This window comes from Brevibacillus fluminis, assembly GCF_003710825.1.
GTDB classification, from domain to species: domain Bacteria; phylum Bacillota; class Bacilli; order Brevibacillales; family Brevibacillaceae; genus Brevibacillus_D; species Brevibacillus_D fluminis.
Genome location: NZ_RHHQ01000019.1, coordinates 77,120 through 93,080, shown reverse-complemented (window position 1 = coordinate 93,080; position 15,961 = coordinate 77,120). Strand labels below are relative to the sequence as shown.

The 15,961-nt window shown below is 50.2% G+C and carries 16 protein-coding genes; 1 reads left to right on the top strand and 15 read right to left on the bottom strand.

Annotated features, from left to right (window positions below; all coding sequences use genetic code 11):
• Window positions 1-95: 95 nt before the first annotated feature.
• The gene (locus tag EDM56_RS23025) at window positions 96-872 is read right to left on the bottom strand and encodes a metal ABC transporter ATP-binding protein (protein WP_122920275.1); all 777 of its coding nucleotides are present in this window, start codon (window positions 870-872) and stop codon (window positions 96-98) included.
• Window positions 873-889: 17 nt separating this feature from the next.
• Entirely contained in the window at window positions 890-1,873 is a 984-nt protein-coding gene (locus EDM56_RS23020; RefSeq protein WP_246009496.1) for a metal ABC transporter substrate-binding protein, read from the bottom strand.
• Window positions 1,874-2,106: 233 nt separating this feature from the next.
• Here EDM56_RS23020 and EDM56_RS23015 point away from each other — a divergent pair, with 233 nt between their 5' ends.
• On the top strand, window positions 2,107-2,592 hold the full coding sequence (locus EDM56_RS23015; RefSeq protein ID WP_122920274.1) for a PCYCGC motif-containing (lipo)protein: 486 nt from the start codon (window positions 2,107-2,109) through the stop codon (window positions 2,590-2,592).
• Between the two features lie 66 nt (window positions 2,593-2,658).
• Here the strand turns inward: EDM56_RS23015 and clpP are convergent, their stop codons facing one another.
• The 13 genes from clpP to spoIIE all read right to left on the bottom strand — a co-directional run bounded on the left by clpP (window position 2,659) and on the right by spoIIE (window position 15,886).
• Entirely contained in the window at window positions 2,659-3,240 is a 582-nt protein-coding gene (clpP, locus tag EDM56_RS23010) for an ATP-dependent Clp endopeptidase proteolytic subunit ClpP (protein WP_122920273.1), read from the bottom strand.
• 23 nt (window positions 3,241-3,263) lie between these two features.
• Entirely contained in the window at window positions 3,264-3,536 is a 273-nt protein-coding gene (locus EDM56_RS23005; RefSeq protein WP_122920272.1) for a hypothetical protein, read from the bottom strand.
• Window positions 3,533-4,087 carry a helix-turn-helix domain-containing protein gene (locus EDM56_RS23000; protein WP_425456354.1) on the bottom strand — a complete coding sequence of 185 codons (555 nt, stop codon included), beginning with the start codon at window positions 4,085-4,087 and terminating at the stop codon, window positions 3,533-3,535. The genes EDM56_RS23005 and EDM56_RS23000 overlap by 4 nt, the downstream gene beginning before the upstream one ends.
• Window positions 4,088-4,341: 254 nt before the next feature.
• Entirely contained in the window at window positions 4,342-5,286 is a 945-nt protein-coding gene (gene nadA / locus EDM56_RS22995) for a quinolinate synthase NadA (protein ID WP_122920270.1), read from the bottom strand.
• 121 nt (window positions 5,287-5,407) lie between these two features.
• Window positions 5,408-6,268 carry an HAD family hydrolase gene (locus EDM56_RS22990; protein ID WP_122920269.1) on the bottom strand — a complete coding sequence of 287 codons (861 nt, stop codon included), beginning with the start codon at window positions 6,266-6,268 and terminating at the stop codon, window positions 5,408-5,410.
• Window positions 6,269-6,410: 142 nt separating this feature from the next.
• Window positions 6,411-8,318, bottom strand: coding sequence for an ATP-dependent zinc metalloprotease FtsH (gene ftsH / locus EDM56_RS22985; RefSeq protein ID WP_122920268.1), 1,908 nt, complete (start codon window positions 8,316-8,318; stop codon window positions 6,411-6,413).
• A 70-nt stretch (window positions 8,319-8,388) separates the two neighbouring features.
• Entirely contained in the window at window positions 8,389-8,928 is a 540-nt protein-coding gene (gene hpt, locus EDM56_RS22980) for a hypoxanthine phosphoribosyltransferase (RefSeq protein WP_122920267.1), read from the bottom strand.
• On the bottom strand, window positions 8,925-10,355 hold the full coding sequence (gene tilS, locus EDM56_RS22975; protein WP_122920266.1) for a tRNA lysidine(34) synthetase TilS: 1,431 nt from the start codon (window positions 10,353-10,355) through the stop codon (window positions 8,925-8,927). Before tilS ends, hpt begins: the two co-directional genes overlap by 4 nt.
• Entirely contained in the window at window positions 10,327-10,788 is a 462-nt protein-coding gene (locus EDM56_RS22970; protein WP_122920265.1) for a threonine/serine exporter family protein, read from the bottom strand. Before EDM56_RS22970 ends, tilS begins: the two co-directional genes overlap by 29 nt.
• A 4-nt stretch (window positions 10,789-10,792) precedes the next feature.
• The gene (locus EDM56_RS22965) at window positions 10,793-11,542 is read right to left on the bottom strand and encodes a threonine/serine exporter family protein (protein ID WP_122920337.1); all 750 of its coding nucleotides are present in this window, start codon (window positions 11,540-11,542) and stop codon (window positions 10,793-10,795) included.
• A gap of 99 nt (window positions 11,543-11,641) precedes the next feature.
• Window positions 11,642-12,649, bottom strand: coding sequence for a protein kinase domain-containing protein (locus EDM56_RS22960; RefSeq protein ID WP_246009495.1), 1,008 nt, complete (start codon window positions 12,647-12,649; stop codon window positions 11,642-11,644).
• Window positions 12,543-13,316, bottom strand: a complete 774-nt coding sequence (locus EDM56_RS22955; protein WP_122920263.1) for a vWA domain-containing protein — start codon at window positions 13,314-13,316, stop codon at window positions 12,543-12,545. Before EDM56_RS22955 ends, EDM56_RS22960 begins: the two co-directional genes overlap by 107 nt.
• A 95-nt stretch (window positions 13,317-13,411) precedes the next feature.
• Entirely contained in the window at window positions 13,412-15,886 is a 2,475-nt protein-coding gene (gene spoIIE, locus EDM56_RS22950) for a stage II sporulation protein E (RefSeq protein ID WP_122920262.1), read from the bottom strand.
• Window positions 15,887-15,961 lie beyond the last annotated feature (75 nt).

The window sequence follows — 15,961 nt, the reverse complement described above, 5'->3', positions numbered from 1 at the left end:
GACCCCTTTCTTTCGGCTCGAAAACTAAGCTACGCCAAGCAGGTGACGGAGCCTTCGTTGGTCACAGCAAAGACTTGCATGAGACACTCTTACCTCTAATGGTTGTGTGCCAGCAGGTGGACATTGCTGCCATACATCTGCTGCATGATTTTTTCTTGATTATGCACGAACTCGTGCGCCGTTCCGTGGAAGTGAAGCCCTTTTTGTAGGCAGGCGACCTTGTTGACCCACTGGGTCATGACGCTGACATCATGGCTCACGATCATCATAGTCAATTCGCTCTCTTCTTTCAGCGAACGCAGCAGTTCATAAAACTGTTCGATTGACTCCTGATCGACGCCCACCGTCGGCTCATCCAGAATCAAAAATTGTGGCTCGGCGACGAGTGCCCGAGCAATGAAAACGCGCTGCAGCTGACCGCCAGACAAAATGCCGATCCGTTTATCCAGCTTATCTCCGAGGCCGACGCGCTCTGCCGCTTGCGTTACCAACGCCTGGTGCTGCCGCGTGATACGGCGGAACAAGCCTACTTTTCCCACCAGTCCGGACGCGATGACCTCGCGCACGGTGGCAGGAAAACCGCCGGCACCGTGTGCTACCTGCTGCGCGACATACCCAATCTTGGACCAATCGCGGAACTTGTTAATCGGCGTACCGAACAGATCAATCTGCCCATGCGTTGCGGGTAACAGCCCCAGAATCAGCTTCAGCAAGGTGGATTTACCCGAGCCGTTCGGACCAACCAGCCCTAAAAAGTCCCCTTTTTGCAGCACAAAGTTGACATGGTCCAAAATCGTTTTCCCATCATCATATTGAAATGTAACGTTGGACAACTGTACGATCGCATCCTTTGTACCGTTTGTATCCTTCAAGACTCATCATCCTTTGTCTATTGCAGAGCCGTTTTTAACGTCTCCAGATTATCACGCATAATCGACAGGTAGTCCTTCCCCGCCTGCTGGTCAGCTTCTGTCAAGCCTTCCAGCGGATTCAGCATCGCCGTTTTCGCACCAGTCTCTCGTGCAATCACGTCGGCAACCTTGGTCGAAACCAACGTTTCAAACAGGATATATTGGATATGATGCTCTTTTACGCGCTCCACCAATTCCTTCAAGTCGGCAGGAGTAGGCTCATCAGCAGGCGATACGCCGGAAATGGCGATTTGCTCCAAACCGTAGTGGTGTGCCAAATAGCTGAAGGCACGGTGGGAAACCATGAATTCCTTCTTGGGCGCAGCAGCGACCATTTTTTTGAAGTCATTATCAAGTGTATCCAGATCAGCTGCCAATTTCTCATAATTTTTCTCAAATTCCGCGGCATGTGCCTGGTCTTTTTTTGCGAGCGCATCCTTCACTTTTTCAGCCTGCGCCTTCAACAGTGTAGGGTCTAACCATACATGTGGATCGAACTCGCCATGATCATGCTCCTCGGCTGATTCGCCGACATGCTCTTCTTCCGCATTTTTGAGCAATTGCAGGCCATCTGTAGCCTTCACAACCGTCATTTGACTCTGGTCGAAGCCTTGCAGTGCTTTCTCCACCCACGCTTCAAAGCCACTGCCATTGTAAATGAACAGATTGGCTTTGGACATATCTACGATGTCTTTTGCCGTCGGCTCGAAATCATGCGGTTCCACACCAGCCGGGACGATATTCTTCACATTGACATACTCTCCACCAATGCGCGTCGCCACGTAATAAAGCGGGTAAAATGATGTGAACACTTGCAGTTTGCCATCCGCCTTCACTTCCGATTGATTTTGGGCGGATCCTGATGTATTCTGTGATGGTGCTGTTTGCCCGCAAGCAGTCAAAAGCATCATCGTTGCGGTCAGCACGGCTATTATCGAAAACATGGATTGTTTACGAATCATGTGTCAATTCTTCCTCTCCTAGACGCTATCCAATCATAACGATTACGATTTATCTGTACATGAACCTATTATAGTGATATGCAATTCAAAAGTAAATAAGACTGATTACGATTTGCTTTTTTTGTTATTTCCAGATTTGGTTCAATTGAGCGTATTTTGTCACATACCCCCCCTCCGTTTCCTTTGGACAACTATGGTATAATCGCTTCGAATGATAAGGAGGTTACCCAGACATGAAAAAGCGTTCCCGTTTTGTTTACGCCGGACTCGTTGCCCTTTCGCTCTTAACCGGCTGCGCGAGCCAGGATTCGGCTTCGCAACATCAGTCTCACCAATTGCCAAACGGCGACTTGCAAGAAGTAACGGCATCCATTAAGACGCTCCCCACCTTCCTAGATAAGGTCGAACCGCAAATCAAGGACATTTACCAGATTGCTGCAGGCATTCAGGATGTGCTCAAATCGATACCGTGCTATTGCGGCTGCGGCGAGAGCGCGGGGCATCTGCACAATGGCAACTGCTTCATTAAGGAAGTAAAACAAGACGGCTCCGTTGTCTGGGATGACCACGGCACGCGCTGCGGCACCTGCATGGAGATTGCAGTGATTTCCGCGAAAATGACCAAAGACGGCAAAACGCCAAAAGAAATCCGTACATACATCGACCAGCAGTATAAAGAAGGCTACGCCAAGCCGACGCCTACACCAATGCCTATGTGATAGTTCGCTTGAGAAAACTGCATGAAAAAACCGCAGGACAGATACCCTGCGGTTTTGTTTTGATTTTTACAGCTTTTCGATGATCTTGTCGATGAGCCCGTATTCCTTCGCTTCCTTGACGTCCATGAAATAATCCCGTTCGCCGTCTTTCATCACTTGTTCCAGCGTCTTCCCGGATCGTTCTGCTGTAATGCGGAACAACATTTCCCGATGGCGCAAAATACGGTCCGCCTGGATTTTGATGTCGCTGGCCTGCCCTTGGCTGCCACCCCATGGCTGGTGAAGCATGATCTCCGCATTCGGTAGCGCATAGCGCTTCCCAGGAGCCCCAGCTGTCAACAAAAATTGTCCCATCGATGCTGCCATGCCGATGCAGATCGTCGATACATCCGGCTTGATGAATTGCATTGTATCGTAAATTGCTAAGCCCGCGGTGACGGACCCACCTGGAGAGTTGATATAGAGACTGATATCCTTATCTGGGTCTTCCGAAGCCAAAAACAGCAGCTGGGCAACGATCAGGTTCGCGATTGTGTCATCGATCGCACTCCCGATGAAGATGATCCGATCTTTGAGCAGCCGTGAATAAATGTCGTAGGACCGCTCACCTCTACTCGTTTGCTCAACAACAACAGGAACCAGATTCATTTCACTTTCCCCCTCCGAATGAGTTAGGCTGCCAAACGCATTTGCGTCGTGCCCGCAGCAGATTGTGGAGTGACTGCTCTGGCTTTCGTCGTAAAGCCAGAAGAAACCATAGTGATCGTGACAGGCTCCTCGGAGCCCTCACCGTTTTTGCCGGAGCCTGCTTTCCACTCCGTTCGAATCGATTCCTGCTCCACGACCTCCCCTAACCGATTACGCTCAAACGGGATTACATTGCCAGAACGCTCACCAGGTTCAGCCTTTTTGCGATTTGTCTCCCAGACCAGAACAGGTTTCATTTCGTTTCCCCTCCCAGGTTGAGTTGCGGATACACCGCCAGCACCACATTGAACGCCTCTTCTTCCTTGCTGCCTGATCTCGCCTGATACTTCTCGACCAGACCTTTCACCAGTGACACATATTCCTCTACAAAAGCTTGCCGCTGCTCCTGATCTTGCAAGCGGATGCTCGTTTCGAGCGTTGCACTCGGAATCTCTGCATTCTCATCGGACCGCTCCATCAAAACGAGCGCATCCCGCTTCATTCGTTCCGTCATCGTGATCAGATGTGACAATGAGCCTTGATCCTTCATTTTTTGCACAGTTTCCGGGTTCCAATTAAGCGACTCGGACAAAACAAACGTCCGAGCGATTGCCTGGTACAACACCTCCACCAGATTACGCACCTGGCGCGTGCCGACCCGGCGGGCCAGACCCACTTTCTCCAACGCTTTTAGATGGTAATTGATCCGTTGTGGGGTCTCATTAATCATACGCGCCACCTCTGCGGCTGAAGCCGGTTCCGTCAAACGGCCCAAAATCTCCGCGCGCAGCGGATTGAGCAGTACCATCGCATGCTCCGGCGTTTCCACAACAAAGGTCTCCAAAATATCGGGTTGCAAGGAATCACCTCTTTTCATAAAACGATTGATTCACGTAAAAATATATTATTACGTGAGATTTCTTTTGTCAAATGGCTCTGCACATCGGCCACAGCTCTTTCCATCCCATCACTACAGCATTTCTGGCGCAATTCTTGTCCTTGCAATAAAAAAAGGGCAGTGCCCAATTGGTTTGAGCTCTGCCCTCTGTATCCATATTATGATTAAGCTGGAGCAACCGCCAGCATGCGCTCCAAGGAAGCGCGAGCTGCGTCTGCCACATCTTCCGGAACATAAATTTCCGGCTTCATATTTTCCAGCGCTTCTACGCATTTTTTCAAGTTGTTTACCTTCATATTCGGGCAAACCAAATATTTGGATGCAAACACAAAGGTTTTGTCTGGACTGTCTTTTTCCAGCATGTATCGAGTACCATCCTCGGTACCGATGATGAATTCTTTGTGCGACGATTCGCGGCAATATTTCAGGATGCCTGTCGTCGAACCGACATAGTCAGCCAAAGCAACCACTTCCGGACGGCACTCGGGATGAACGACCACATGCGCGTTTGGATGCTGCTGCTTCATGTTCATGATATCTTCAACGGAAAGCTGATCATGCGTATTGCAGTAGCCTTCCCAAATGATCATTTTCTTGTCAGTGAACTGGGATACGTAGTGGCCCAAGTTTTTATCCGGAACCCAGATGATTTCATCGGTATCGATCGACTCAATGACTTTACGCGCATTTGACGACGTGCAGCAAATGTACGTTTCCGCTTTCACATCTGCAGACGTATTGATGTAAGCAACAACTTTGGCATTCGGGTGCTGTGCTTTCAGCTTGCGCAGCCCATCGACATTCACCATGTCTGCCATCGGGCAGCCGGCACGCTCATCCGGGATAATCACCGTTTTGGAGGGATTGAGAATTTTTGCACTTTCTCCCATAAAGTGAACCCCGCAGAACAAAATCACGTCTGCATCCGTTTCTTTCGCCTTTTGGGCCAAACCGAACGAATCCCCAATAAAGTCCGCTACTTCCTGAATTTCTGGGCGTTGATAAAAGTGAGCAAGAATGATTGCGTTACGTTCCTTCTTAAGTTGCAAAAGCCGTTCGCGTAATTCGGCGTCACGTAACGCCTTTTTTTCCAACGCTAAGGCATCCATAGTGAAATCCTCCTAGTGTATAGTCGCTCATTGACGAATAGGTCAGCATGTACGGTCATTGTATCCCCTGTTCATTTGCCTTGTCAATCAGCACAAACTGGTCAAACTTTTTTCTTGTGACTTATTTCACGATATATTTGTTGATAAATTGTGCGACCCCGTTTTCTGTATGATTCCCGGCGCGAAACTTGGCAACCCGCTCGACATTGGCTGAACTGTTTTCCATCGCCACGGATGCGCCTGCATACGTCAGCATTTCCAAGTCGTTGTCGGAATCGCCGAAGGCCATGATTTCTTCCGCTGAGAGCTCCCATTTACGGCAAAAGTATTTCAGCCCTTCCCATTTGCTGACCCCAGGTGGAATCATCTCCAGATTGTGCGGGCCCGAGGTGGTAATCAATGCTTTTGACCCCCAGCGCTCTAAATCATTCCGCACCCCGATCAACACTTCTGGCTGAGCGTGCCAAATGAAAATTTTCACAATCTCCAGCTCACCTGATCGAATGCGAGCGAATAACTCCTCACGGCTGGCCGATGCCGTCATATTGTAAAACGTGAAGCGGCGCCAATTGATTCCCTCGATCAGCTCGTCTTCACCGATCATATCCTCCATCCGTTGCCGATCTTCCTTCACAATCCATCGGTTGCTCTCGATGTCATGCATTTCGTAGTACAGGGGCAATTCATGAAGCTCCTCCAGAATGCCAATCACGGCTTCTGCTTCTAGCTTGTGATAATGTACCATCGATCCGTCGGCTTCATACACGGTCGCTCCATTGCTGCACACATACCCGTCAAAAGCGAAGCCGTCCAGCGGAAGCTGCGCGGACTTGTATGTACGGCCTGTCGAAATCAAAATCTTGCGCCCACTTGCGCGCAACGCTTCACAAGCTGCCCGGTTTTCTTGGGATAGCTCAGAACGCCCATCTAAAAGAGTTCCATCCATATCAAACGCAACTGCTTTTATGTGAGAAAATGTCATCCTGATCCTCCTCTCATTATGATGCCTATTATACAGAAAAATGAACGCTTTGGAGCGATTCATCAAAAACTTGGCCACGCCAAACTGTTTTATTCATATGTACAAAAAAGGAGCGCATGTGCACTCCTTTTTTGCTTGCATCTTATTCTTCGTTTTTGTTCTCTTCCGCTTTTGGCTGGATATGAACAACCACGTCTTTGTTTTCCGTTGGTTCTTTGTCAAGCTTGCCGTTTTCGATCAGTTGTCTGATCTGTTCGGCATCGAGCGTTTCCACACGGAGCAATGTTTGAGCGATCAATTCGAGCTGGTCGCCAAATTTGGTAAGAAGCTCTTTGCATCGATCATACTGCTCGGTAATGATGCGCTGCATTTCCTGGTCGATCTCATATGCGATCTGTTCGGAGTAGTTCCGCTCATGACCAATATCGCGTCCCAGGAAAACTTGGCCTTGTCGTACACCGAATTGCATTGGACCCAAACGGCTCATCCCGTATTCGGTGATCATCGCGCGGGCGATGCCAGTAGCACGTTGGAAGTCGTTGTGGGCACCAGTACTGATGTCTCCCAAAACCAATTCCTCAGCAACACGTCCACCAAGCAGACCGACGATTTTATCCAGCAAATCGGTCTTGGTAGCAAAATAACGGTCTTCTTTTGGTAGCATTACAGTGTATCCGCCTGCTTGGCCGCGAGGAATGATCGTTACTTTATGTACCATATCGGCATTTTTCAAATGATAGCCAACGATTGTATGTCCTGCTTCATGGTAAGCGACCAGACGTCTTTCATCCTCGGTGATAACGCGGGATTTTTTCGCCGGACCTGCGATGACGCGGTCGATGGCTTCGTCGATCTCATCCATGTTGATCGTTTTCTTGTTTTTACGAGCTGTGAGCAATGCCGCCTCGTTCAGCAGGTTTTCCAGATCAGCTCCGGTAAATCCTGGCGTTCGGCGAGCAATGACATCGATATCCAAGTCATCGCCCAACGGCTTGTTGCGCGCATGAACTTTCAGTACGGCTTCGCGTCCTTTTACATCCGGACGGTCTACCGTGATCTGGCGGTCAAAGCGTCCTGGACGCAACAGCGCAGGGTCAAGAATGTCAGGGCGGTTCGTAGCGGCAACCATGATGATTCCTTCGTTGGCACCGAAACCGTCCATCTCAACCAGCAACTGGTTCAGCGTCTGTTCTCGCTCGTCGTGTCCGCCACCCAAACCGGCGCCGCGTTGACGACCAACCGCATCGATCTCGTCGATGAAGATGATGCACGGAGCGTTTTTCTTTGCGTTCTCAAAGAGATCGCGCACGCGGGATGCCCCAACCCCGACGAACATTTCTACGAAATCCGAACCGGAAATGCTGAAGAACGGAACGCCTGCTTCACCAGCAACAGCGCGCGCCAAAAGCGTTTTACCGGTACCCGGAGGCCCCACCAAGAGAACACCCTTAGGAATGCGGGCGCCCACCGCAGCGAATTTGCGAGGGTCTTTCAAGAATTCAACGACTTCTACGAGCTCCTGCTTCTCTTCATCAGCGCCCGCTACGTCGTCAAACGTAACCCGTTTCTTCTCGTCGTTGTACAGCTTCGCACGGCTTTTGCCGAAGTTCATGACACGGCTTCCGCCACCCTGCGCCTGGTTCAACAAAAAGAAGAAGAGAATAAAGATGATTACGAAAGGAATGATCGAGGTCAGGAAGGTGAGCCAAATATTGTTTCCTTCCTGCGGTTTGAACTCTACCTTATTCACTTTCTTATCATCAATTTTTGCATTTAGAATGGACACGATGTCCGTCTCATAAAGCGGTACGTTGGTGGTAAAGGATTCTTTACCTGCCTCCGCCTTACTCAACTTACCTTCCACTCGGTATGTACCGCCTTCAGGGCGTAATGCAACTTCAGAAACATTGTCGTTAATCAGCTGTGAACGAAATTCTTGATACGTGAGCTGTATCGTCTTGTCGGTTCCGGAGAGGACGAAATTGACAATCCCTACCGTGACAAGAAAAATGAGTAGATAGAAGCCTGTATTGCGGAAAAAGCGATTCATTCCTTACCTCCTCTCGCGAAAAAGACACTTTTCATATTTTATCATATGCAGTGTGTTCTTCACAACTTGACTACTTGGCATAAACCTCTGGTTTCAGCACGCCGATGTAAGGCAAGTTCCGATAGTTCTCTGCATAATCCAAACCATAGCCAACGACAAACTCATCCGGAATATCATAGCCGCTGTAATCTGGGGTGATTTCCACCTTGCGACGGTCCGGTTTGTTCAAGAGAGTAACCACTTTTACGGATGCTGCCTCGCGGTGACGCAGAAGCTCTACCAGGCGACTCAAAGTAAGGCCGCTGTCCATGATGTCTTCCACCACAATGACGTGGCGATCTTGTACGGACGTGTCCAAATCCTTTAGAATTCGCACCATGCCGGAGCTTTCGGTGCCGCTGCCATAGCTCGATACAGCCATGAAATCCATTTCGCAGCGAATGTCCATTTGCCGGATCAAGTCAGCCATAAAAATGATGGCTCCCTTCAGCACGCAAATGAGCAAAGGATTTTTGTCCCGATATTCCTCAGCCAGAATGCCGCCCAGTTCTTTCACTTTGACAGCGATCTGCTCCTCACTGATCATAATTTTCTCGATGTCGCCGTTCATTCAAAAACCTCCTGCCACTCTTCTCCATACTCTACTTCCACTTGCAACACGCGTGTCGTATTCCCGTCAACAACTGCAACGGATGATCTGCGCACGCCCGGAACCCATATGATCTCGTCGCCGCTCACCACAACAGGCAAGCGATCGCGGAGATGTCGTGGAACCTTTGCATCAATCATTGCTTCCTTTAGTTTGGTCGATCCGGCCGATCCTAATAAAGAAATTCGGTCACCATTTTGCCGATTGCGCACGGCAAGTGCTCCCGGTAAACGGTCCAAATCGAACAGGGCTGCGCATTTTCCCAGACGGGGCAATGCCTCTATCGAGCTCTGTATCGACAGTCGGAACTCCAGGCCGCTTTCTTTGATAAAAGTCACTCCAGGCTTATCCAAATCGTATCGGAATGGACCTGTATGCTGCTCCAAAAGAAGGCTGCCTTCGCTAAAATGCAATTGATTGTACACCCGCTTGACAGCGAGCTTATTCGGCAAATAATACACGGCTGAAGGGTTTTCCCCTATACCAACACGTAAAACGGCCTCCACATGCTGCGAAGACCACTCTATTCTACTTGACAGATAACTTAATATTAGTGTAATCATTCTCCTTTGTAAAGCAAGGTCACAACTTTGAAACTTGTTAAGCGAGACGACAATTCGATTGGGCTCCCATGTTTCCGCCACCTGCGCAAGAGCCTCTCTACTTTTCTCCATTAGATATGTATCTTCTTGGCGAATCGTATACGCCAATTGCAAAATATGCTCACGATACCGCGGATTGATCGAATCAAACATCGGCAGGACATCGAGACGCAGCTTATTGCGCTGATATTTGCGCGATTGGTTGCTACTGTCCTCGTGGGGAACGAGTCCCACCTGATTACTGTATGAAATAAGCTGCTCCTTATAGAACGGCAAAAGCGGTCGAATCAGCTCGACATCCTCGAAGAGCCGCCTGCGCATCGGCATGCCGGACAATCCGCTTGCACTCGTCCCCCGCAGCATCCGGTACAAAATCGTCTCGACCTGGTCGTCTGCATGGTGAGCGACCGCTACCTTTGTCGCCTTCACGTTCCGGGCAACTTGCTCGTATAACTCGTACCGCAAATTGCGGCTTGCCTCTTGTGCTCCCAGGCCCGTCTCTTCCATGTAGGCGGGAACGTCCTTTTCGAACAGATGGACATGGATCGAAAGCTCCTCACAGAAGCTTTTTACGTAGGCAGCATCCTGTCTGGCTTCCTCTCCTCGAAAACAATGATTCAGATGGACGGCATGCAGCTTCCAGCCGTGCTGATACATCACATTAAGAGAGTGTAGCAGATGCAGGAGCACCGTGGAATCGACACCGCCGGAGACGCCGATGACAATCGTTTCCCCGGGGGCGAGCAGCTGTTCCGTCTCAAGTTGCTTTTGCACGCTTCGCAGCATAGCGGGTCACGATTCCTTTCCAAACCGAGAAAATGGAGATGCCGAGTATCAGGCCAGCAGCGATCGCTCCCGCCGCGAATGCGGTCAACGTAACCAATGTCACGCCGTCGAGGTTTTCGCCGTTTACGAAAGCCAGCATCGCCTTGTAGGCCTTGGATCCGGGAACAAGCGGAATGATGCCAGAGACGCTGAAATTGGTCGATGGCACACGCAAAAAGATCGAAAGGAACTGGCTCAAGAGCGAGACCGTCGTCGCCGCACCAAACGTCGCCAGCGTCAGCGAGGCACCGTTCACCGTCATTACCTGGAACACGACCCATCCGGTCATCCCCACCATGCCCCCCGCAAACAAGGTGCGAATCGGCACATTAAACAAAATGCAATACGCTACCGTCGACATCAAACTAAAACTTAACCCTTGCCACCACGGCATCGTATCACCTCAAGAATGAAATTATGATAACAGTCGCCACCGCCACCGATAGTGCAGTAAGCATCGCCTCCACACCTCTGGCCATCCCAGCCATCAAATCCCCCGCCATCAGATCGCGCAAGGAATTGGTCACGGCGACGCCGGGAAATAGAGGCAGCATGGCGGAAATGATCATGGAATTGAAATGCAACGAGGGGATTAGCACAAAACTGAGCAGCACGAATAAACCGCCAATGAACCCAGCTAAAAATTCCGCGAAAAATTTAACCTGCAAAAAAGACGGGATCAACGTTGCGCCGATGTTCACCAACGTACCGGCGATTGCCGTCGGAATGAAATCGTATAAATCGCCGCCGATCAAAATGGCAAAAGAGCCGCTGGCTAAGCCAGCCGCCGTGTGTTGAAGCCAAACGGGATAAAGCGGCCGCTTTTGGTCAATTTCGCGCAGCCGCTGGTATGATTGAAGTAATGTTATTTTGCCCGAGACATATTGTCGGGAAACCTCATTGATCAAGGTCACCTTATTCAAGTCAAATGTCCGGTCATAAATGCGAATCATCCGGGTATGATCCCTGTCCCCACAACGGTACGAGAGGATAATGCTCGTAGGAGTAACCGAACTGTTTACGCTTTCCATACCGGCCGCTTTGGCGATCAATGCCATCGTTTCTTCCGCCCGGTAGGTTTCACCTCCGTTTTTCAGCATCGTTTCTCCGGCCAATAGGCACGTGTCCATTACGAGATCATCTGTGATCGCCATATCAATCCCTCACATCCGCGCAACATATTCGAAAAACTAAGCTTCTCGCGAGGCCAAATTGCGAATGTGGCAGTTTTTTCTTATACCTTCATCCTACATTCTCTGAAAGTACAAAAATCCGGCTGCCAGGAGCATCATTACGATCGCTACACTGCCAAGCCATCTACCTGCATTGCTTTTTTTACGCAATTTGGTTCCCTGCATGCGGACAAATGAATCCATGAGATCCTGCTTCATTGTTTCCGCGCGGGTGTATTTACCGTTCAGTGCTCGAACCAAAATGTACCGATACGGTTTGAGTAGCAGATTTTCTTGTATTATATCACAGAGCGTATGGACATGGCGTGTCCCCTTCTTAATTCTCCTCCATTCTTCTGCTGGCAAAAGCAGACGTATCATCACCATCGCTGCTGCAAACAAATCGTAGCCTACGTCTGCTCGCCTATCACCTGCATACCAGGCGGCCCGGTCATAATCCTCTGTAAACTGGCGCACGGCATTCCCGATTTTGGTGACTCCTCCGAAATCAATCAGTCGCAGTGACTTTTCCGGCCGCGCCATGATTGTATTTTCCGGCTTCAAATCCCCGAAAATCCAGCCTTGCGCATGCAACACCTCCAGGCGCGAAAGCAATTGGACCATTGCGACAGGAGTCCAATCCCTTCCAACGCGTTCGATATACAAATCCAGCCGTTCCCCAGCCAAGTATTCCATGCTGTAAAAGGTATACGTCCGATTGTTGATGACCACATCATCCACGTCGCACAAGGCCGGTCCTACCTGTTGGCCGGGCCGTTGATGGACGCTCTTTAGCATGTTCACCTCCATCAGCAAATCCATCGGGTCGGTTCCGATCTTTAACGCTTGCACCTTCCCTTCATTTATGACTTGGTAAACGACTCCGTTCGCTCCTTTCCCGATCTCATGAAGCACCCGGTAGACGCGACGATTCCATTTTCCGCTGAACTGGTGCGGGAGTGCCGGGATTTTGAGGTTAGAATACATGATCTTGCAGATACCCGTCGTTGTCGTTTTGCGCCCTGCGCCTTGGCTCTGCTTGCTGCCAATCCGCTCCTCCGGCAGACTTCTTATTCTGTTCAAACAATGCCATCGCTTCGATGATCGCTGGCCCCGTCGGCGTAATGCCGCTCATGACCAATCCGGTCGTCAACTGATGGGCTTGATCAATTTGGTCCGTCCATGGAATCCGCACCTCCATATGCGAATGTTTCCCAGGAAATGTGGACACCGCCATTTTGCTCGATCCGTGACGCGAACGCAGACTGATGCTGAAATCATGAATGGCCATTTGGACTGACGGCAATTTTGGTTTCATGCTTCCGGAGCTGTCGACGAGCATGACGACCTCCAAATTGCTTTCCTCACCCAGATCGTCCACCATCCCTGCCACCTGCATCCGTTTTTCCGGAGCCAAATCATCCAGTGGCACTTCCCCAAGAATCGCTTTGAGCTCCTGATTGACGACTTGATGGATCGTCCTCGTCATTGCCTTGCGCGTCAGCATCTGCACCGTTTGGGCCAGCTGCGTCGGATAGACGATATCGCTTAAGCCACCTCCCGCCTGTGCAATTTCACGAACTTCCTTTTCACCAGAAGCTCCCATCTCTTCCCGCTCCACCACCCCAATCACGTTGACGGTAATTCCTTGCTCGCGCGCCATCGCGGCTGCTGCCACCGGACTGATCCCGGAATTGGAGCACCCATCGGTTACAACCAGAATTTGACGTAAACTCCCTAATCGTTTCATGAAATACAGCCTCCCCGTTTTATTCTGAAATCCGTTACTTTTCTATCAGTATCGACGGGGGGACTTGCGTTCATACTTGCGAATTGACTCCTCCTTTAACTGACGACTCGCGGTCGTTCGATTCGGTCCATTCCCTTCACATGGATCGCCGACCATTGTGGAACGAAGCGGTCCACTCTTGCGACGAGCACGGTCATATCATCGACGATATTTCCGGAATGCTGGCGAATCACCCGCTCCAACAGCAAATCTGCCACCTCCTGGGGGTCATTCGTGGCCAGCTCGGAAATAATCCGCTTCATCCACATTTGCCTGTTTTCAATATGGCGCGGCGCCTCATAAATCCCGTCCGACATCATCACCAAAAGATCACCCGGTTTTAACGTACGCGACACTACGTCCACCTCGATCTCCTCGAGAATGCCTGCAGGCAAATTGTTAGCCGTCACCGTAATCACATCCGTGCCGCGCTTGATGAAGCTTGGCGTGGAGCCGATTTTGACAAATCTCGTATGAGCTGACTTCAAATCGATCAAAGCAAGGTCGACTGTCGCAAACATCTCCTCGGTGGAGCGCAAGGCCAATACGGAATTAACCGTCTTGATGGAGAGCTTTTCATCGATGCCTGCCTTGAGAAGCTGCTGCAAAATTTCCAATGCTGACTGACTCTCCATAAACGCACGCTCGCCATTGCCCATGCCATCGCTAATCGCCAAAGCCATCCTGCCATTACCGAGATCCATCGTTTTGAAACTATCGCCAGACAACAATTTTCCATCCTTCGCCGCTCCTGCTACTCCGATTTCGATTTCGTACGTGCGGGCAGAGGTTAAGCACATTTTGCAGTGGCCATCCTTGAACGCCTCACACTGCCGATCCTTCACTACAATATTTTCGCCTAAAATTTCCGAGAGCATGGGGGCCACGATTTTGGCGCACTCATCTCTTCCATAGCACGTAGGCTGACTGATCTCGATGTCCACATTACCTTCATCCAAACTGTGTATGTCAACCCTCCGCACGGAGAGACCCAACCCCTCCAATGCATGGGATACCTGTTTTTCCTGTAAACTCAGCTCCAGCCCTTCACGCTGGATCTCCTTGGCGAAATCGCTCATCACCCGCGATACGCCGGAAAGCTGATCAGCAACAAGCATGCGGCTTTCCAGTACCTGCTTCTTCAGCTGGTCATAGGCATGATTGCGCTCATATTCCTGTTCCATCAGCTCGATCATTTTGTCCGACTTGACGCATTTGCGTTCCCAGTCGCGAGGAACTGCCTGTCCTTGCAGCGTGCCGAACTCATAGACGGTCTCCGCCAGCGTCTTCATCGAATCATACGTCGACTTGGTTTCCCGCTCCCAGCACTGCTCCTTCTTCCAGCAGCGCTGGCATGAAAACCCGGTTACCCTACTGATGAAATCATCGATCTGTTTCTCCTTCAGCTCGCTCGTTGCTGCTGTCTGCGCAAAACTGCGAGATAATTGCGTAAATAAATCAGAAAATTTCCGAATCTTACCAGCGGTCACATCACGTATCCGCCTCATATAATCCTGATGAGACTGCAGGTTCTCAGGCGTTCCAGGAATGAAACGGGCGATTTTTTTCCAGATGACTGCCGGAGTAAGAACAAACAAAAGGATTGCCAAACTGCTTTCCACCAAGGAAACATACAGCATGTCCTCCGCACCGCCGTATATCGCCAAGATTGATGCGCCGATCAACAGACCGGTAGAAACACCGACTTTCCCTCCTTCCCGAAGCAAGCCTGCCAAAAGCCCGGCAAAGGCTAGCAAATTGATTTGCTGCAGTGCATTGACGTTGGCCAAACTTAGAATCAAACCGGTAACCACGCCAACAGCCGCGCCGATCGTGCCGCCCCCTGCGAATGCGAACAACAGGAGCAAATAACGGGAGAGCACGTGCTCCATCGATACGCCGCGAATCGTCCAGTCCACGGTCCCGGTCATCAAAGAAGCCAGCAAAATGACTAGGCAGACGATTTCCTCATTTTTCAGAGGCTCATACGGCTTGGACAGGTGGATGATGGAGAGCGACTGAATGAAGATCAAGGTGAGTACAAAGGAGAGGACTCCCTCTACACCGATCATCACTAGATTGTACGTGGTCACCTGGCCCGTCACGACATCGAACAACAGGTGGCTCACGAATAGCGATACCAAGACGATTATGGGTAATCGGGAAAAATCCTTTCGTCGGAACTTCCCCGCCACTCTGCACGCCATATACGCGATCACGATGCTTAAAAGCGATTCCAGTCCCAAAGGGACCGAATGTGTAAAAGCCCCCCCCAAAAGCGCGATCGTACTTATGAACAAGCTGTCTCGTTTCAAAAAAAACATCACCATAAAATAGGGGACGATAAACGGGGAGATTTCATCGAGGATTAACGCTCTACCTAAGAGGAAGCCCATCATCAACGGGAGCAGATGCCATTTTTGCACGGTGGCCGCCAGGCGGTCTCCCCATTGGGACCATTTGCTTGCCACTTGATTTTGATTCCAACTGAATTGCGTTGCGGAGATTACTTGGTTTTTGCTTGCCATCATACATGCACCACCCGTTTTGGATTTGTTAAGCGTGAGACTCATTATACGAATGGTTGCTTGTAAATTTTGTCAAAA

Bases quoted from the DNA above. Each gene is read 5' to 3' on its own strand.
- EDM56_RS23020 (WP_246009496.1), bottom strand. From the start codon at position 1,873: ATGATTCGTAAACAATCCATGTTTTCGATAATAGCCGTGCTGACCGCA.
- EDM56_RS23015 (WP_122920274.1), top strand. From the start codon at position 2,107: ATGAAAAAGCGTTCCCGTTTTGTTTACGCCGGACTCGTTGCCCTTTCG.
- clpP (WP_122920273.1), bottom strand. From the start codon at position 3,240: ATGAATCTGGTTCCTGTTGTTGTTGAGCAAACGAGTAGAGGTGAGCGG.
- EDM56_RS23005 (WP_122920272.1), bottom strand. From the start codon at position 3,536: ATGAAACCTGTTCTGGTCTGGGAGACAAATCGCAAAAAGGCTGAACCT.
- EDM56_RS23000 (WP_425456354.1), bottom strand. From the start codon at position 4,087: ATGGTACTGCTCAATCCGCTGCGCGCGGAGATTTTGGGCCGTTTGACG.
- nadA (WP_122920270.1), bottom strand. From the start codon at position 5,286: ATGGATGCCTTAGCGTTGGAAAAAAAGGCGTTACGTGACGCCGAATTA.
- EDM56_RS22990 (WP_122920269.1), bottom strand. From the start codon at position 6,268: ATGACATTTTCTCACATAAAAGCAGTTGCGTTTGATATGGATGGAACT.
- ftsH (WP_122920268.1), bottom strand. From the start codon at position 8,318: ATGAATCGCTTTTTCCGCAATACAGGCTTCTATCTACTCATTTTTCTT.
- hpt (WP_122920267.1), bottom strand. From the start codon at position 8,928: ATGAACGGCGACATCGAGAAAATTATGATCAGTGAGGAGCAGATCGCT.
- tilS (WP_122920266.1), bottom strand. From the start codon at position 10,355: ATGCTGCGAAGCGTGCAAAAGCAACTTGAGACGGAACAGCTGCTCGCC.
- EDM56_RS22970 (WP_122920265.1), bottom strand. From the start codon at position 10,788: ATGCCGTGGTGGCAAGGGTTAAGTTTTAGTTTGATGTCGACGGTAGCG.
- EDM56_RS22955 (WP_122920263.1), bottom strand. From the start codon at position 13,316: ATGAAACGATTAGGGAGTTTACGTCAAATTCTGGTTGTAACCGATGGG.
- spoIIE (WP_122920262.1), bottom strand. From the start codon at position 15,886: ATGATGGCAAGCAAAAACCAAGTAATCTCCGCAACGCAATTCAGTTGG.